We start from the raw sequence: 15464 nt of genomic DNA, 5'->3' as shown, positions 1-15464 counted from the left end.
CGGTGGGAGGCGTCACCGAACCAGCGTTTTAGCGGTATTTGGAAAAACCCCGGGAGGTTCCCCCTGCGCCCCGCAAGTAGCTGTTTAAATCGGCGCAAGTCAGCATGCTAGAGAAAACTCGGCTTCGCTTCAAGGGGCAAGCTTGAAGCTGCAAGCAAGAGCGAAGCGACAGTGGACCAGCTCATCCATGCCAAGGACCAATCGCGGGGCATGCCCGCTCCTACCGTTCCAGCGCTTTGCGCTCGCGGTCGAAGGCCAGGAAGTACTTGTTCACGCTGTTGACGTAACTGACCGGCCCCATCCCCACCTGCTCCATGGCAATGCGTTCGGTCTGAAAGAACCACTGATTGCCATTGAGCCCCCGCCTGCGCGCCTCGGCGCGCATCGCCTGGACCCGCTCCGGCCCCAGGTTATAGGCCGCCAGCGTGAACGCCATGCGCTCACGTTCGTTAAGTTGATTGCTGGAAAAAAACTTGCGCCGGATCAGCGCCATGTAGCGAGCACTGGCCTGCACATTGCCATCGACACTGCTGATATTACTCACCCCCACCCGTTGCGCTGCGCTGGGCGTGATCTGCATCAGGCCATGAGCCCCACCCGCGCCACGTGCCGCAGGGTTGAGCGAAGATTCCTTGAACGCCACCGCCGCCAGGTTCAACCAATCGATATTCTGCGCAGTGGCATGGCGCTGCAGCACCGGCCTCAACGCCTCCAGCCGCTGGCGATCCTTGCGGGCCAGTGGATTGTGTACCCGGTACAACCGTCGATAGATCCGCTCGAACGCCGCATCCTGATTCTGCGGTGGCTTATACCCCTGCAAAAAACGATCGACACTGGCGTGCAGCATCACCGCATCGCGCCGCACGTACCAGCGCATGGCCTCCGGAGCTGCCACCTGCACCCGGCGATCGACCCGCAGCTTGGGCATCACCCGCGCCCAACGCTCGGCAATCGGCTGCTCGACCACGGTCAGGTGAAAGATCCCCGCCTGGACCATTTCCAGCACATCCTCCACCGCCAGCGTCGGGTCTACCCACTCGACCTTGATCGGCGCAAGTTTGCGCAAGGCCAGCCTCTGGTTGATTTCATGCAGGGTATCGCCAGCAGCACTGGCACTGGTCAGTGCCAGGGTGCGCCCCGACAGCTGCTCGATCCGCTGGAAGCTGCGCTCGCCCTTGCGCCCGACCAGCACCATGGGGACCTTGTCGACCACCGGATCGCTGGCCACCAGGCCGCGGGTCGAGGTCGGGTCGAGCAATTCACCGGGGGCTACCAGATCGGCTTCGCCGCGCTGCAAGGCCGCCAGCAATTGCTCCTTGGCCCGGGGAATGACTTTCAGGCGGATTTCCTGGCCATCCTGGGCGCGAGCGTTGAGGTAGTGCTCGAAGGCCCGCAGGCGATGGTACTCGACACCCACCGGCTCGCCCTTGACCTCGCCCGAGCTGTTGCGGCTCTGATTGACCAGCACCTTGAGCACCCGGGTGCTGCGGATCTGCGCCAGGTCGCGAACCTGGGCCTTGGGTACTGACTGCTGTGGCCCGGGCAGGCGCGCGCTGGCCGGCCCTGCCTGAAGCAGCGCCAAGCCCAGCACAATCGACAAAAACAGCGCACGCGTCATCCGTTTGAAGGCTCGCGGGTGTGTGGTTGGCGCCATAGTTTGCAGTCGATCCATGACAATTGACCGCAAAAGACCACGACAACGCGTTGAAGTTCTTCGATTTATCGAAATTCCTCGAGCTTTGCTATGCTGGCCGGCTTACGGCCTGAGGTAGCACCATGCAACTCATCGACATCGGCGTCAATCTGACCAACCCAAGTTTTGCCGACAAACACGCGGCCATTCTTGAACGCGCCGAGGCGGCGGGCGTGGTGCAGATGATGGTCACCGGCACCAGCCTCGAAGGCAGCGAACAGGCGCTGGAACTGTGCCTGGCACTGGATGAAATCGGCCAGCGACTGTTCAGCACCGCCGGTGTACACCCCCACGATGCCAGCAGTTGGAACAGCGACAGCACTCGCCAGCTGCGCGCCCTGCTGGAGCAACCCCGGGTACATGCCGTGGGTGAATGCGGCCTGGACTTCAACCGCGACTTCTCGCCCCGCCCACAACAGGAAAAGGCCCTGGAAGAGCAACTGGCCCTGGCGGTGGAGCTGCAGATGCCGGTGTTCCTGCACGAACGCGACGCCAGCGAGCGCCTGCTGGCGATCCTCAGGGACTACCGTGACCGCCTGCCCGCTGCGGTGGTGCACTGCTTTACCGGCGAGCGGGCGGCCCTGTTCGGCTACCTGGACATGGACCTGCATATCGGTATCACCGGCTGGATCTGCGACGAGCGTCGCGGTACCCACCTGCATCCATTGGTCAGCAGTATTCCCCAGGGTCGGCTGATGCTGGAAAGTGACGCGCCCTACCTGCTGCCACGCAGCCTGCGACCCAAACCCAAGAGCGGTCGAAACGAGCCGGCCTTCCTCACCGAAGTGCTACGCGAAGTGGCCCTGCACCGTGGCGAAAGCATCGAGCACCTGGCAGCACATACCACCGCCTGCGCCCGCGCCTTCTTTGACCTCCCCGCGATTATTTGACGCATATCAAGACGTCCCTCTGATAGGCTCGGCACAATGATGGCACCTTGCCAACATTGTTTCCGCTCAATCAGAGAAGACCTACATGGGTGCCTGGCTTAGCAATATCTCCCTGAAGTACAAGTTCTGGGCCGTCAACGCGGTGGCCTTCGTCACGACACTGTTCCTGGTGCTCTATGCCGTGCATCTGGAGCAACAGGCCCGGGCCCAGGAAGCCCAGGACAAAGCCCAGGCCCAGGCACAACTGCTCGCTGCCTGGCCCGCCGGGCAGGCACTGCCGCACAACCGCTTGTGGCTGCAGTACGCCCCCGGTACCGCGCCGAGCCATGAAGGTGAACAACTCCAGGCACTGGCCAACGCCCAGGGCTGGGTGCAACTGCATGGCCTGGCGCTGACCGGCAGCGACCCGCTCAGCGGCGCCCAGGTGATCAGCCGCGAGGGTCAGCAAATCGCCGTACTCGCTCCCTCCCCCAGCCTGCTCCAGGTATTTACCGAGCGCTTCACCAACTATGCCGTTTGTGTGCTGATCCTGATGCTGGCGATGCTCTGCGCCTCGCAGTTGTTGATCCGCTTCCTGCTCAGCCAGCTCAACACCCTCAAGGATGTGATGCTGCACGTGGAAAAGACCGGCGACCTCGCGGCCCGGGTGCCCTTGTCGTGCGGCGATGAAGTCGGCCAGATGGCCAGCGCCTTCAACGCCATGCAAGCCACCTATCACCGGGTGGTCAATACAGTGGCACGCACCGCCGCGCAGCTGGACTCCGGTGCCGCCCGCCTGGCCGCGAGCATGAATGACGTGCGTCACGGCATGCTCGGCCAGCAGAGCGAGACCGACCAGGCTGCTACCGCCATCAACGAAATGTCGGCCACCGTCTACCACATCGCCCAGCACGCCGGCGCCACCCGCGACCTGTCGCAGACCGCCGACACCCTCGCCGGCAGCGGCCAGGCCGTGGTCAGCCGGGTGCAGACCTCGATTGCCGGCCTGTCCAGCGGCGTACAGCAAACAGCCGAGATGATTCGCCAGCTGGCCGAAGACAGCCAGAAGATCAATGGCGTGGTCGGGGTGATTCACAGCATCGCCGAGCAGACCAACCTGCTGGCCCTCAACGCCGCCATCGAGGCGGCCCGCGCCGGCGACCTGGGCCGGGGCTTCGCCGTGGTTGCCGATGAGGTGAGGAACCTTGCCAAGCGTGTCCAGGCCTCCACCGACGAGATCACCACCATGGTCTCGGCGCTGCAGGCCGGTACCCGCGACGCAGTGGACTTCATGCAGGAGAGTTCATTCAAGGCCGACGACTGCGTCCAGCAGGCCCAGGAAGCCGGAGTCGCCCTGGCGGAAATCACCAGCGCCGTGGCGCAGATGCGCGAGAGCAATACCCAGATCGCGGTGGCCGCCGAACAACAGAGCCAGGTGGCCGAGGAAATGAACCGCGCGGTGGTGAGCATTCGCGATGTCACCGAAGAGACCGTTCAGCAAACCGTCGACTCGGCTACCACCAGCAGCGAGCTGGCCACCCTGGCCGGTGAACTGAACAAGGTCATCGGCCAACTCAAGCTATAAGGCCGATAGGCGCCGCTCATTGGCCCCCCGGCGGGGGCCGCACTATTCTTCAGGTAGAACCCTGAGGAATTGCCCATGAGCAAGCGCTTGCCCAACCTGCCCGCCTGGCAATGGCGTGGCTACCACCACAATCACCGCAACCCGACCAACCTGGTGTTGCACCTGATTGCCGTGCCGCTGTTCATCCTCGGCGTACTGCTGGTGCTGTCAGGCGTGTTCTCGCTCGACCTGGGTCAAGTGGCCGTCGGCATCATCGCCCTGATCGCAGGCCTTGGCCTGCAGCGCCAGGGCCATCGCCTGGAAGCCCAGCAGCCGGAACCCTTCAGCGGCCGCAAGGACGCCATCAGCCGCTTGTTGGTGGAACAGTTCGTCACCTTCCCGCGCTTTGTCCTGAGCGGCGCCTGGTGGCGCGCCTGGCGGGATCGCCATCGCCACTAGGCGAAGACCGTCACCGTCTGGCGGCTGATCGCCAGCAATTCGCCCGAGGCCGTCCACAACGCGGCCGCCGCGTGCCCGTAGCCATCGCGGGCATGCTCGGTCTGCGCGCAGTACTTGAACCAGTCGTGAGTAGTCAGGCTTGGCACCGGCTGGATGAACTCGATGGTCCAGGTCAGGGTGCTACCGGCTGCCGGCCTGTTCAGGTGCGAGAGCAAGGTCGGTGGCCAGGCATCGGTCAATGCCAGCAGGTGCGCCTCGCTCAAGGTCTCGTCGCCCCCCTCGTCACGCAATCTGACCCAACCGCCCATGTTGCGCGACGGGGTATTGCTGAACGGGATGCCGCCAATGGCCCAGCGCAGCGACACGTGGCGCATGAACTCAGGCGTCACGCCTTTGATGTAGGGCAGCTCAGTGGTGGATTCGTCCAGGCTTTTCATATCGATTGCCGGCAATGCTGGCACGTTCACCACCGAGTCGCGCCCGGCGCCGAAACTGCCCTGCATCAAGGTCACCACCTGACCGTTCTGCACCGCCCGGCCCAGCAGTGAACTGACCGCCTTGCCTTCGCGCAGCAACTCCACCTCGAAACTGATCGGCACCTCGGGCTCGGCCGGGCCGATAAAGGTGATCGACAGGGAGCGTACCGGGCGACCGGGCGAAGTCTTGGCGCGCATGGTTTCGTACAACAGGGCGGCCATCAGGCCACCGAAACAGGCGCGCCCTTGCGCCCAACTGGCAGGAATGGTCACCGCCTGGGGATGCAGGCGGACCGCCTTGAGCAATCGCGAGAGATTCATGCCGAACTCATCCGTGGGAAAAGTCCGATCTTAACCAGCGCGACCGCCAGCGACAGCCCGCATTTCGGCCATATCAGCGGCTTATCGTTGCGCCAGAGCCTTCTGCAGACGCTCCAGCGTGACGTCGGCACGTTGTTCAGCCTGAAGCAAACGCGCTTGCCAATGCGCGATGCAAGGTGCCAGGTCGGGCTGCTGTTCGGCCTGCAGCAGCCACTGATGCAAATCGTGCCAATCGCCCAGGTCACCTTGCGCTCGTTTCAGCGCCCATTGCAGGCGCTTGCCGGCATGCTCCAACTGCGGGTAGGCATCGGTGCCATAGCGCACGCGCTTGATCAGCAGGCGCAGGCGGTGGCGATCATGAGCGGGGTCATCCAGCGCTTCGCCCAACTGCTTCCACTGTTTCTCCAGGCGTTTGTCGATACGCTGGTGCAGCTTGCCGATCAAGCCTTCACGCTGGGCGGCACGCAGGAAGATCGGAAACGCATCGACTATCGCCAGCAGGCGCCCGAGTTCATCACTCTCGGCGACGCTGGCGAAGGTTTCCCGTCGATGAGCCAGGCGTTGGTACGCGGCGTCGAACTGCTCGCGTTCAAGCAGCTGCGCCGCCAGCACTTCCCGGTCGCGCAGCGGCGTGGTCAGGTCGCCCAGCGCCTTGGCGGCGCCCTCCAGTTGCTCGACACCCGGCAACTCGCGCAACGGCCGCAGCAGGCTGCGCAAGCGCCGGGTGGCGGTGCGCAGATCGTGCAGGGCTTCGCTGTCGGTATCAGCTGCCAGCCGCGCCTGGCAACCGAGCAGGCGAACCTGCAGGGCCAGTACCTTGGCAATCACATGGTCGAGCATGGCCGACATGGTGTTCTCCTGTGTCAGCGACCGGCGCGGGATTCACGAATATAAAAACGAGCCTTCTCGGCCTTCTTGCTGCAGCCCTCGAAGGCTTCGAACTGCTGCTGGGTCTTGGCGCCGGTCAACAGTGACAACGCCTTGGAATAACTGACGGTACCGGCAAAGCCTTCGGCCTTGGCCAGGTCGAGCTCTTTCCAGGCCGAATCCAACTGATTGGCGCAACTGTCGCGGTAGGCGGTTTTCCCCGCACAACCGGTCAACACCAGGGCAATCAGGGGCAGGCAGATCCAGGCTTTCATCGGTATTACCTCAAAAAAAAATGTTCAAGTGGCGAGTTCGACGGCTACAAAGAAGAAAAGTGCCCGGCAAGCGTAGCGCAGCGCGTATGACGATTGAAGCACAGACACGAATGGGCGCATTGTTAGACCATCGATAAAGCACAGACGGGGGGCATCATGGGCAAACGCGTGGCATTGGTGCTGGGCTCGGGCGGGGCCCGTGGGTATGCGCATATCGGCGTGATCGAAGAGCTTGAACGGCGCGGTTATGACATTGCCTGCGTGGCCGGTTGCTCCATGGGCGCGGTGATTGGCGGCATCTATGCCGCCGGCAAGCTCGAGGAATACCGCAACTGGATCGAGAGCCTGGACTACCTGGACGTGTTGCGCCTCGTCGATGTGAGCTTTCGCCTGGGCGCCATTCGTGGTGAGAAGGTGTTCGGCCAGATCCGCAAGATCGTCGGCGAAATCAATATCGAGGAGCTTCGCATCCCCTACACGGCCGTGGCGGCCGACCTCACCAACCAGCAGGAAATCTGGTTCCAGGAAGGCTGCCTGCATCAGGCCATGCGCGCCTCCGCAGCGATTCCCAGCCTGTTCACCCCGGTGGTGCAAGACAACCGCATGCTGGTCGACGGCGGCATCCTCAACCCCTTGCCGATCATCCCGGTGGTGTCCAGCCACTGCGACCTGATCATTGCCGTGAACCTCAACTCCACCAACCAGAAGCACTATCAGCTGCCGGTGATCGAGCGCCCTGCCGCCTTCAAACTGCGCTTTGACAACCTGATCAACTCACTGGGTTCGCACCTGCCATTCCGACGCAAACAGGCCGAGCAACTGATGCGCATCGAGCAAGGGCTGGCGTCGGAAGCGGCGCAGATTCCCAACCCCTGGCTCAGCGACGCGGCCGACCCCGAAGCCCAGCAGCCCGCTGCCGCTCCAGAGAGCGACGGCGCGCCCAAGTCGGCGAGCGGCTCGTTCATCATCGACAACGTCGGGCCGGCCTCCTTGCTGGATCTGATCAACCAGAGCTTCGAGGTGATGCAGACGTCGCTGGCCCAGTACAAGATTGCCGGCTACCCGCCGGATGTACTGATAAACGTGCCCAAGCGGGTCTGCCGGTTCTTCGAGTTCTACAAGGCGCCGGAACTGATCGCCCTGGGCCGGGAGATTGCCCGCGATACGATGGATAACTACGAGGCGGAGCGGCGCTGACCGGTCGATACACCGCGGGGCTCGCCCCGCGAGAATCTTCAGCCCTCCTCCGGCACCACCAACCGATACCCCACCCCAGGCTCGGTGATGATGAATCGCGGCGCCGTCGGATCGTCCCCCAGCTTCTGCCGCACATGCGCTACCACAATGCGCAGGTAGTGGCTGTCATCGACATGGGTCGGCCCCCAGATATCCTTGAGCAGTTGCTGCTGGGTGATCACCCGCCCCGGATGCGTGGCCAGTTGCGCCAGCAGTGCGTATTCCTTGCGGGTCAGGGCAATTTCATCGCCGTCCAGGGTGACCTTGCGAAAGGCCAGGTCCACCGTCAACGGACCAAAGCGCGGCGCCACCTGTTCGCTGGTACCTTGCGGCACCTGGCGCAGCAACGCGCGCACCCGGGCCAGGAACTCCTGGATACCGAACGGTTTGGTCACATAGTCGTTGGCGCCGTTATCCAGCGCCTCGACCTTCTGTATTTCACTGGCACGCACCGACAACACCAGCACCGGCACCGCACTCCACTCGCGCAGTTCGCGCAGTACCTGCTGGCCGTCCATGTCCGGCAGGCCGAGGTCGAGCACCACCAGGTCCGGCCGGCTCAGCGCCGCCTGGGCCAGGCCTTCGGCACCGGTCGCCGCCTCCAGCACCTTGTAGCCCTGGGAACTCAGGCTGATGCGCAGGAACTTGCGGATCTGGGGTTCATCGTCGATGACCAGCAGGGTAGCGATCTGGCTCATGGGGCTTCGCTTTCAGGCTCGGGCTGAGTGGGAAGCGGCAAGCATAGTGTGATGCGCGTACCGCGACCATCGATACCATCATCCACCCGAATATGCCCGCCATGTGCACCGATCATGCCCTGGCAGATCGCCAGACCCAGCCCTGTGCCCTGCCCGCCCCGGTCGCCACGGGCGGCGGTGTAGAACATGTCGAAGATCTTCTCCCGGTCGGCCAGGGGAATGCCCGGCCCCTCATCGCTCACCGCAAGCTGCAGTTGTTCGTCAACCACCGCGACCTGCAACGCCAGGCGGCCATTGGCGGGAGAAAAGCGCGCGGCGTTCTCCAGCACATTGACCAGTGCCTGCTCGATCAAGGCTGCATGGACGAACAACAGCGGCAAGCCCTCCGGTACCTCGGTGGTCAACTGCAACGGCGCCAGCACCACGCGCAGACGATTGAGCGCGCTGCCGACGATGTCGGTCGGCGCCACCCAGTCACGGGCCAGCTTCAGCCCACCGTGCCCCAGGCGGGTCATGTCCAGCAGGTTCTGGATGTAACGGTCCAGGCGTTCGGCTTCGTCGCGCGTGCCTTCAAGCAGCTCCTTGCGGTCCGCCTGGGGGATCGCGTCGCCCAGGGCCAGCAGGCTGTCGATGCTGCCACGCATGGCCGTCAGGGGCGTGCGCAAGTCATGGGACACCGATGCCAGCAAGGCACTGCGCAGCTGCTCGGTTTCGCCATGCAAGCGTGCCGCCTCCAGTTGCTCGGCCAGGCGTGCCCGCGCCAGTGCCTGGGCCAGCGGCTGGCTCAAGGCCTTGAGCAGACGCCGGCGCTGGGGCGTCAGGCTCTGGCCCTGTCGCGGGCGAACACCCAGCAGCGCCAGTGGCGACTCGTCCACCGACAGTGGCCACCACCACCAGCGGCCGTTGGGCAAGGTGTCGCTGCCAAGCCCCGCCGCCTGGTCGTGCTGCCAGGCCCACTCGGCCGCGGCGCGCTCATTGTCGCTGAACTGCGGGTTGTCTGCGCTGGCCACCTGCAGGCGCCCGTCGGCACTGCGCTCGAGCAGGCAGACCTTGAGGTCGTTCCAGCCATCGAGGTGTTGACCGGCGGCATTGAACACCGCCTGGCGGTCGGTGGCGGCGGTGAGTTTGCGCGACAGCTCCAGCAACTGGTTGGTCTGCTCCTGGGTTTCGCGCAGGGCCTGCAACTGGCGGCGCTGGCGGGCCGCCAGGTTGCCGGTGAGTGCAGCCATGAGCAGGAAGAACAGCGAGGTCAGCACGTCTTCTTCGCGCTGGATGCTGAAGGAGAAATTCGGTGGAATAAACAGGAAGTCGTAAGCCAGGAACGACATCACCGCACAGGCCAATGCCGGCCCCAGGCTGCTGCGCACCGCTACCAGCAACACCGCGGCAAGAAACACCAGGGAGATGTTCGGCAGCGCCAGCACACTGGCCACTCCCCAGGCCAGCCCCGTGGCCAGCAACGTGGCAACCAGGGCCAGCAGGTAATGGCGCCACACCCAGGCCTTTTTCACTGCAGCGCTGGGCGGCTCGGGTTTTTCGTCACGGTCCAGCACGTTGATTTCCAGGCCATGGGCCTCACGCAGCAACCGCGTCGCCACCCCGGCGCCGAACAACCGCCGGCGCAAGCGATCACGCGACTGCCCCACCAACACCAGGTTGGCGCGGCGCTCCAGGGCATGCTGGATCAGGGTCTTGGCCACTTCACCGGCGCGCAGCAGCACCACTTCGCCGCCCAGGCGCTCGGCCAGTTGCTGGGCCGCCTGCAAGCGCTGGCGGGCGGTTTCGTCGCGCAGCTTGCCGTTATCGACATGCACCAGGCTCCAGGGCAAATGACGCCGCTGGGCCACCCGACAGGCATGGCGTACCAGGCGCTCGGCCTGGGCATCGCCATCCACGCCCACCAGCAAGCGCCCGCGCAAGGTCGGTGCATCCTGGCCCAGCTGGCGATAGCCGTGGGCAAGATCGGCATCGACCTGGGCGGCGGCCGTCTGCATGGCCAGCTCGCGCAGGGCGGTGAGGTTGGTCTGGCTGAAAAAGGCATCGATGGCCGCACGCGCCTGTTCGGGCACGTAGACCTTGCCCTCGCGCAGACGCTCGAGCAATTCCCGTGGCGGCAAGTCGATCAGCACCAGTTCGAAAGCTTCCTGCAGCACCCAGTCGGGCAGGGTTTCACGCACCTGCACACCGGTAATGCCACGCACCTGGTCATTGAGGCTCTCCAGGTGCTGGACGTTGACCGTGGTGTACACGTCGATGCCTGCGGCCAACAGCTCCTGCACGTCCTGCCAGCGCTTGGCGTGCCGGCTGCCGGGGGCGTTGCTGTGGGCCAGTTCATCGACCAGGACCAGGTGCGGGGTGGCCTTGAGCAAGCCATCGAGGTCCATCTCTTCCAACTGCACGCCACGGTACTCCGAGCGCACCAAGGGTTGCTGCGCCAGGCCGGCCAGCAAGGCTTCGGTCTCGGCCCGGCCATGGGTCTCGACCACCCCCGCGACCACCTGCACACCCTGGCGCAGCTGGGCATGGGCGGCCTGAAGCATCGCGTAGGTCTTGCCTACCCCCGGCGCCGCCCCCAGGAACACTTTGAGTCGGCCGCGCCCTTCGCGCGGCAGTCCGGCCAACAACGCATCGGCGCGTTCGGAGTTGCTATCGCTCACTGCTCTTCCTTATTTCGAAACCGGGGCGAGCCGCTCGAGGGCTGCGTTCAACGTCAGTACATTGACCACCGGCGGACCGATCAATGGCTGCAGGGTGGACTGCTCCACCAGGGCTTGCAAGGCTTGTGTGTCAACCTGCCGCGCCGCTGCCACGCGCGGCAGCTGGTAGGCCACGGCGGCGGGCGACAAGTGCGGGTCCAGGCCGCTGCCGGAGGTGGTCAGCAAGTCCAGCGGCACCGCCCCCCGTTGCTCGACGTACTGCTGCGCGGCGCTCTGGGCAATGCGCTGGGCCAGCGCCGGATTGCTCGGCGCCAGGTTGCTGGCACCGCTGGCCACGGTGGCAAAATCCGCCGCCGAAGGCCGTGGGTGAAACCAGGCGTCGCCGGTAAAGGCCTGGGCGATCAACCGCGAGCCGCGGACCTGGCCCTGGTCGTCGCGTAGCAGGCTGCCGTTGGCCTGGTCGGGGAAGGCCAGCTGGGCTACCCCGGTGACCACCAGCGGGTACACGGCACCGGTGATCAGGGTCATCAGCAGGATCAGGCTCAAGGCCGGGCGTACGTAAGTTGTCATGGTCATCTCCTTGGCATCAGACCAGGTTCAATGCAGTGAGCAGCAGGTCGATCAGCTTGATCCCGGCAAACGGCACGATCAGCCCGCCCACCCCGTAGATCAGCAAGTTGCGGCGCAGCAGGTGCGCGGCGCTCGCGGCCTGCACCCGCACACCGCGCAGGGCCAGGGGGATCAGCACGACGATGATCAGGGCGTTGAAGACAATGGCCGAAAGAATCGCGCTCTGCGGGCTGTGCAGGTGCATGAGGTTGAGCACGCCCAGTTGCGGATAGATCGCCGCGAACAGCGCCGGCAGGATGGCGAAGTACTTGGCCACGTCGTTGGCGATCGAGAAGGTGGTCAACGCACCGCGTGTGACCAGCAGCGCCTTGCCCACCTGCACCACGTCCAGCAGCTTGGTCGGGTCGCTGTCCAGGTCGACCATGTTGGCGGCCTCGCGGGCGGCCTGGGTGCCGTCGTTCATGGCCATGCCGACATCGGCCTGGGCCAGGGCCGGGGCATCGTTGGCTCCGTCACCGCACATGGCGACCAGGCGGCCATCGTTCTGCTCCTGGCGAATCCGCGCCAGCTTTTTCTCGGGGGTGGCTTCGGCCAGCACATCGTCCACGCCGGCTTCGGCGGCAATGGCCGCGGCAGTGAGCGGGTTGTCGCCGGTGACCATCACGGTGCGAATACCCAGCTTGCGCAACTCGGCAAAGCGCTCGCGAATCCCGGGCTTGACCACATCCTTGAGGTGAATCACGCCGAGCAGGCGCTTGTCGACACACACCAGCAGCGGCGTGCCACCGCTCTGGGCAATCTTGTCCACTTCGCGGGCCAGCGACGCCGGCATTTCCAGGCGCTGCATGCCGACGAAGGCCAACACCGAATCCACCGCCCCCTTGCGAAAGCGGCGCTGCTGGTAATCCACACCCGAGAGCCGCGTCTCGGCGCTGAAGGCCACGGGGTTCAGCTGGCCTGCGGCCGGCGCGGTGAAGTCGAGCGACTGGCGCAGGTACTCGACGATCGACTTGCCCTCGGCGGTGTCGTCCGCCAGCGAAGCCAGCAAGGCGCCCTCCCCCAGTTCCCTGGATGTAACCCCGGGGGCTGCATGCAAGGCACTGCAGCGGCGGTTGCCGAAGGTGATGGTGCCGGTCTTGTCGAGCATCAGCACATGCACGTCACCGGCCGCTTCCACCGCACGCCCGGAGCGGGCGATCACATTCAGGCGCACCAGGCGGTCCATGCCGGCAATACCGATGGCCGACAACAGGCCACCGATGGTGGTCGGGATCAAGGTCACCAGCAGCGCCACCAGGAACACCAGCGGCAGGCTGCCACCGGCAAAGTGGGCAAAGGGCTGCAAGGTCACCACGACCAACAGGAAGATCATCGTCAGGCCGATCAGCAGGATGTCCAGGGCGATCTCGTTGGGTGTCTTCTGGCGCTTGGCGCCTTCGACCAGGGCGATCATGCGGTCCAGGGTCGACTCGCCCGGGTTGCTGGTGATGCGGATCAGCAACCAGTCCGACACCAGCCGCGTGTTGCCGGTGACCGCCGAGCGATCGCCACCGGACTCACGGATGACCGGGGCGGACTCACCGGTAATCGCCGCTTCGTTGACCGCCGCAATACCTTCGAGCACCTCGCCGTCACCGGGGATCATCTCCCCGGCCATGACCTTGACTACGTCGTCCTTGCGCAGGCTGGACGCCGGCACCACCTCGAAACTGCCCGAGTCGCTGCGACGCCGTGCGCTCAAACCCTGGCTGCCCGCCTTGAGGCTGTCGGCGCGGGCCTTGCCGCGCCCTTCAGCCAACGCTTCGGCAAAGTTGGCGAACAACACGGTAAACCACAACCACAGGGCAATCTGCACCGCTACCGCCGTCGGCACGCCATTGGCGGGCACCAGGCACAACAGGGTGGTGAAGATCGCGGTCAGTTCCACCACCAGCATCACTGGCGAGCGCTTGAGCTGACGTGGATCGAGCTTGATAAATGCTTGCACCAATGCCGGACGCCACAATGCTGCAAAGGTGGTGGGCGCCGCAGAGGCCGGGGCTGCTTTCACTTCGGGAATCGGCATGTTCATGATTCGCTCCTCACAAACCCAGGCTCAGTTGTTCGGTGATCGGGCCCAGCGCCAGGGCGGGCAAAAAGGTCAGGCCGCCAATCAGCAGGATGGTCACCACCAACAAGGTGGCGAACAACGGGCCGTGGGTGGGGAAGCTGCTCTCGCCCACCGGCGCGGCTTTTTTCATCGCCAGGCTGCCCGCCAGGGCCAGCACCGGCAGGATGTAGCCGAAGCGGCCGATCAGCATGCCCAGGCCCAGCATCAGGTTATGGAACGTGGTGTTGGCGCCGAAGCCGGCGAAGGCCGAACCGTTGTTGGCACTGGCCGAGGTATAGGCGTACAGCAATTGGCTGAAGCCATGGGCACCGGGGTTGCTGACCGCCGCTGCGGGGCCAGGCAGGCTTGCCGCCAAGGCGCCGAGCACCAGTACGCCCACCGGCATCACCAGCAAGGTGGCCACCAGCAGTTGCACCTCGCGGGCCTGGAGTTTCTTGCCCAGGTATTCCGGCGTGCGGCCAATCATCAGCCCGGCCAGGAACACCGCGATCAACACGTTGAGCAACATGCCGTAGAGCCCGGCGCCGACGCCGCCGAAGATCACCTCGCCAACCATCATGTTGACCAGCGCAACCATGCCGCTGATGGGGTTGAGGCTGTCGTGCATGTTGTTCACCGAGCCGTTTGAGGCGGCGGTGGTAGTGACCGTCCAGAGCACGCTGGCGGTGGTGCCCAGGCGCATCTCCTTGCCTTCCAGCGGCGCGGCCTGTTCGACCTGCGGGTTGTTCAGGCTGGGGTTGGCCTGGTACTCCGACCACAGCGCAGTACCGCCGCCGATCAGGAACAACGCCAGCATGCAGGCGATGATCGCCCGGCTCTGGCGCAGGTCCTTGACGTAGTGGCCGAAGGTGAACACCAGGGCTGCCGGGATCAGGATGATCGAGGCCATTTCGAACAGGTTGCTCCAGGCTGTCGGGTTCTCGAACGGGTGCGCCGAGTTGACGCCGAAGAAGCCGCCGCCATTGGTACCCAGTTGCTTGATGGCGATCTGGCTGGCCGCCGGGCCCAGCGGGAGGGTCTGGTCGGCGCCCTGCAGCGTCAGGGCCTGGACGTAGTCGCCGAAGGTTTGCGGCACGCCCTGCCAGACCAGAAACAGCGCCAGCAGCAGGCACAGCGGCAACAAGCCGTAGAGGGTGGCGCGAGTCATGTCGACCCAGAAGTTGCCCAGGGTCTGCGCCGAACGCCGGGCAATGCCACGGCACAGGGCGACCAGCACGGCAAGGCCGGTGGCGGCACTGACGAAGTTCTGCACGGTCAGGCCGATCATCTGGCTCAGGTAGCTCACCGAGGCTTCGCCGCTATAGGCCTGCCAGTTGGTGTTGGTGACAAAACTGATCGCCGTATTCATGGCCAGCGACCATTCCTGGCCCGGCAGGTGCTGGGGATTGAGCGGCAGGTAGCCCTGCAACAACAGCACGGCGAACACCAGCACAAAGCCCGCCAGGTTGAACGCCAGCAAGGCCAGGGTGTACTGCTTCCAGCCCTGCTCGGCATCGGCATCGACGCCAGCCAACCGATAGCAGCCCCGCTCCACCGGCCCCAGCACGGGCGACAGCCAGGTACGCTGGCCTTCCATCACCTTGTAGTAAAAGCGCCCAAGCCACGGCGCCGGCACCAGTACCAGCGCGAAGAACGCCAGCAGCAACGCGTAATCGTAACTGTGCATGGT

General features: G+C 64.8%; 13 protein-coding genes. 4 read left to right on the top strand and 9 right to left on the bottom strand.

Annotation, left to right across the window (positions count from 1 at the left end):
* Window positions 1–220 precede the first annotated feature (220 nt).
* On the bottom strand, window positions 221–1618 hold the full coding sequence (locus NPS58_RS02930; protein WP_274113368.1) for a transglycosylase SLT domain-containing protein: 1398 nt from the start codon (window positions 1616–1618) through the stop codon (window positions 221–223).
* A 158-nt stretch (window positions 1619–1776) separates the two neighbouring features.
* On the opposite strand from NPS58_RS02930, the gene NPS58_RS02925 reads away from it, so the two are divergent.
* The 3 genes from NPS58_RS02925 (at window position 1777) to NPS58_RS02915 (ending at window position 4585) form a co-directional block, all read left to right on the top strand.
* Entirely contained in the window at window positions 1777–2583 is an 807-nt protein-coding gene (locus tag NPS58_RS02925) for a TatD family hydrolase (protein ID WP_274113366.1), read from the top strand.
* An 85-nt stretch (window positions 2584–2668) separates the two neighbouring features.
* Complete coding sequence (locus NPS58_RS02920) at window positions 2669–4147, top strand: methyl-accepting chemotaxis protein (protein ID WP_274113364.1); 1479 nt, start codon at window positions 2669–2671, stop codon at window positions 4145–4147.
* A gap of 75 nt (window positions 4148–4222) precedes the next feature.
* Window positions 4223–4585: an Mpo1-like protein gene (locus NPS58_RS02915; RefSeq protein WP_274113362.1), complete on the top strand. Its 363-nt coding sequence runs from the start codon at window positions 4223–4225 to the stop codon at window positions 4583–4585.
* On the opposite strand, the gene NPS58_RS02910 is transcribed toward NPS58_RS02915, so the two are convergent.
* The 3 genes from NPS58_RS02910 to NPS58_RS02900 all read right to left on the bottom strand — a co-directional run bounded on the left by NPS58_RS02910 (window position 4582) and on the right by NPS58_RS02900 (window position 6524).
* Entirely contained in the window at window positions 4582–5382 is an 801-nt protein-coding gene (locus NPS58_RS02910) for an acyl-CoA thioesterase (RefSeq protein WP_274113360.1), read from the bottom strand. The two genes, NPS58_RS02915 and NPS58_RS02910, sit on opposite strands and share 4 nt — an antisense overlap.
* A gap of 81 nt (window positions 5383–5463) precedes the next feature.
* Entirely contained in the window at window positions 5464–6231 is a 768-nt protein-coding gene (locus tag NPS58_RS02905) for a CHAD domain-containing protein (RefSeq protein ID WP_274113358.1), read from the bottom strand.
* A gap of 14 nt (window positions 6232–6245) precedes the next feature.
* Window positions 6246–6524, bottom strand: coding sequence for a hypothetical protein (locus NPS58_RS02900; RefSeq protein ID WP_028941416.1), 279 nt, complete (start codon window positions 6522–6524; stop codon window positions 6246–6248).
* A gap of 156 nt (window positions 6525–6680) precedes the next feature.
* Between NPS58_RS02900 and NPS58_RS02895 the strand changes: the two genes are divergently transcribed.
* On the top strand, window positions 6681–7721 hold the full coding sequence (locus NPS58_RS02895) for a patatin-like phospholipase family protein (protein ID WP_274113354.1): 1041 nt from the start codon (window positions 6681–6683) through the stop codon (window positions 7719–7721).
* Window positions 7722–7759: 38 nt separating this feature from the next.
* Here NPS58_RS02895 and NPS58_RS02890 read toward each other — a convergent pair whose 3' ends face one another.
* Genes NPS58_RS02890 through kdpA form a run of 5 tightly spaced genes read right to left on the bottom strand, consistent with a single transcriptional unit; the run spans window position 7760 to window position 15461 of the window.
* On the bottom strand, window positions 7760–8458 hold the full coding sequence (locus tag NPS58_RS02890; protein ID WP_274113352.1) for a response regulator: 699 nt from the start codon (window positions 8456–8458) through the stop codon (window positions 7760–7762).
* Window positions 8455–11115, bottom strand: coding sequence for a sensor histidine kinase (locus NPS58_RS02885; RefSeq protein WP_274113350.1), 2661 nt, complete (start codon window positions 11113–11115; stop codon window positions 8455–8457). Before NPS58_RS02885 ends, NPS58_RS02890 begins: the two co-directional genes overlap by 4 nt.
* Before the next feature lie 9 nt (window positions 11116–11124).
* The gene (gene kdpC, locus NPS58_RS02880; protein ID WP_274113348.1) at window positions 11125–11685 is read right to left on the bottom strand and encodes a potassium-transporting ATPase subunit KdpC; all 561 of its coding nucleotides are present in this window, start codon (window positions 11683–11685) and stop codon (window positions 11125–11127) included.
* 16 nt (window positions 11686–11701) lie between these two features.
* The gene (gene kdpB / locus NPS58_RS02875) at window positions 11702–13756 is read right to left on the bottom strand and encodes a potassium-transporting ATPase subunit KdpB (protein WP_274113346.1); all 2055 of its coding nucleotides are present in this window, start codon (window positions 13754–13756) and stop codon (window positions 11702–11704) included.
* A 10-nt stretch (window positions 13757–13766) separates the two neighbouring features.
* The gene (kdpA, locus tag NPS58_RS02870; protein ID WP_274113344.1) at window positions 13767–15461 is read right to left on the bottom strand and encodes a potassium-transporting ATPase subunit KdpA; all 1695 of its coding nucleotides are present in this window, start codon (window positions 15459–15461) and stop codon (window positions 13767–13769) included.
* Between the last annotated feature and the right edge of the window lie 3 nt (window positions 15462–15464).

The sequence above is a fragment of the Pseudomonas putida genome (assembly GCF_028682455.1).
GTDB lineage: Bacteria > Pseudomonadota > Gammaproteobacteria > Pseudomonadales > Pseudomonadaceae > Aquipseudomonas > Aquipseudomonas putida_AA.
Note: the sequence above shows the minus strand (reverse complement) of the source record. Positions and strands in the feature narration are given on the sequence as shown.

Bases quoted from the DNA above. Each gene is read 5' to 3' on its own strand.
- NPS58_RS02930 (WP_274113368.1), bottom strand. From the start codon at position 1,618: ATGACGCGTGCGCTGTTTTTGTCGATTGTGCTGGGCTTGGCGCTGCTT.
- NPS58_RS02925 (WP_274113366.1), top strand. From the start codon at position 1,777: ATGCAACTCATCGACATCGGCGTCAATCTGACCAACCCAAGTTTTGCC.
- NPS58_RS02920 (WP_274113364.1), top strand. From the start codon at position 2,669: ATGGGTGCCTGGCTTAGCAATATCTCCCTGAAGTACAAGTTCTGGGCC.
- NPS58_RS02915 (WP_274113362.1), top strand. From the start codon at position 4,223: ATGAGCAAGCGCTTGCCCAACCTGCCCGCCTGGCAATGGCGTGGCTAC.
- NPS58_RS02910 (WP_274113360.1), bottom strand. From the start codon at position 5,382: ATGAATCTCTCGCGATTGCTCAAGGCGGTCCGCCTGCATCCCCAGGCG.
- NPS58_RS02905 (WP_274113358.1), bottom strand. From the start codon at position 6,231: ATGTCGGCCATGCTCGACCATGTGATTGCCAAGGTACTGGCCCTGCAG.
- NPS58_RS02900 (WP_028941416.1), bottom strand. From the start codon at position 6,524: ATGAAAGCCTGGATCTGCCTGCCCCTGATTGCCCTGGTGTTGACCGGT.
- NPS58_RS02895 (WP_274113354.1), top strand. From the start codon at position 6,681: ATGGGCAAACGCGTGGCATTGGTGCTGGGCTCGGGCGGGGCCCGTGGG.
- NPS58_RS02890 (WP_274113352.1), bottom strand. From the start codon at position 8,458: ATGAGCCAGATCGCTACCCTGCTGGTCATCGACGATGAACCCCAGATC.
- kdpC (WP_274113348.1), bottom strand. From the start codon at position 11,685: ATGACAACTTACGTACGCCCGGCCTTGAGCCTGATCCTGCTGATGACC.
- kdpB (WP_274113346.1), bottom strand. From the start codon at position 13,756: ATGAACATGCCGATTCCCGAAGTGAAAGCAGCCCCGGCCTCTGCGGCG.
- kdpA (WP_274113344.1), bottom strand. From the start codon at position 15,461: ATGCACAGTTACGATTACGCGTTGCTGCTGGCGTTCTTCGCGCTGGTA.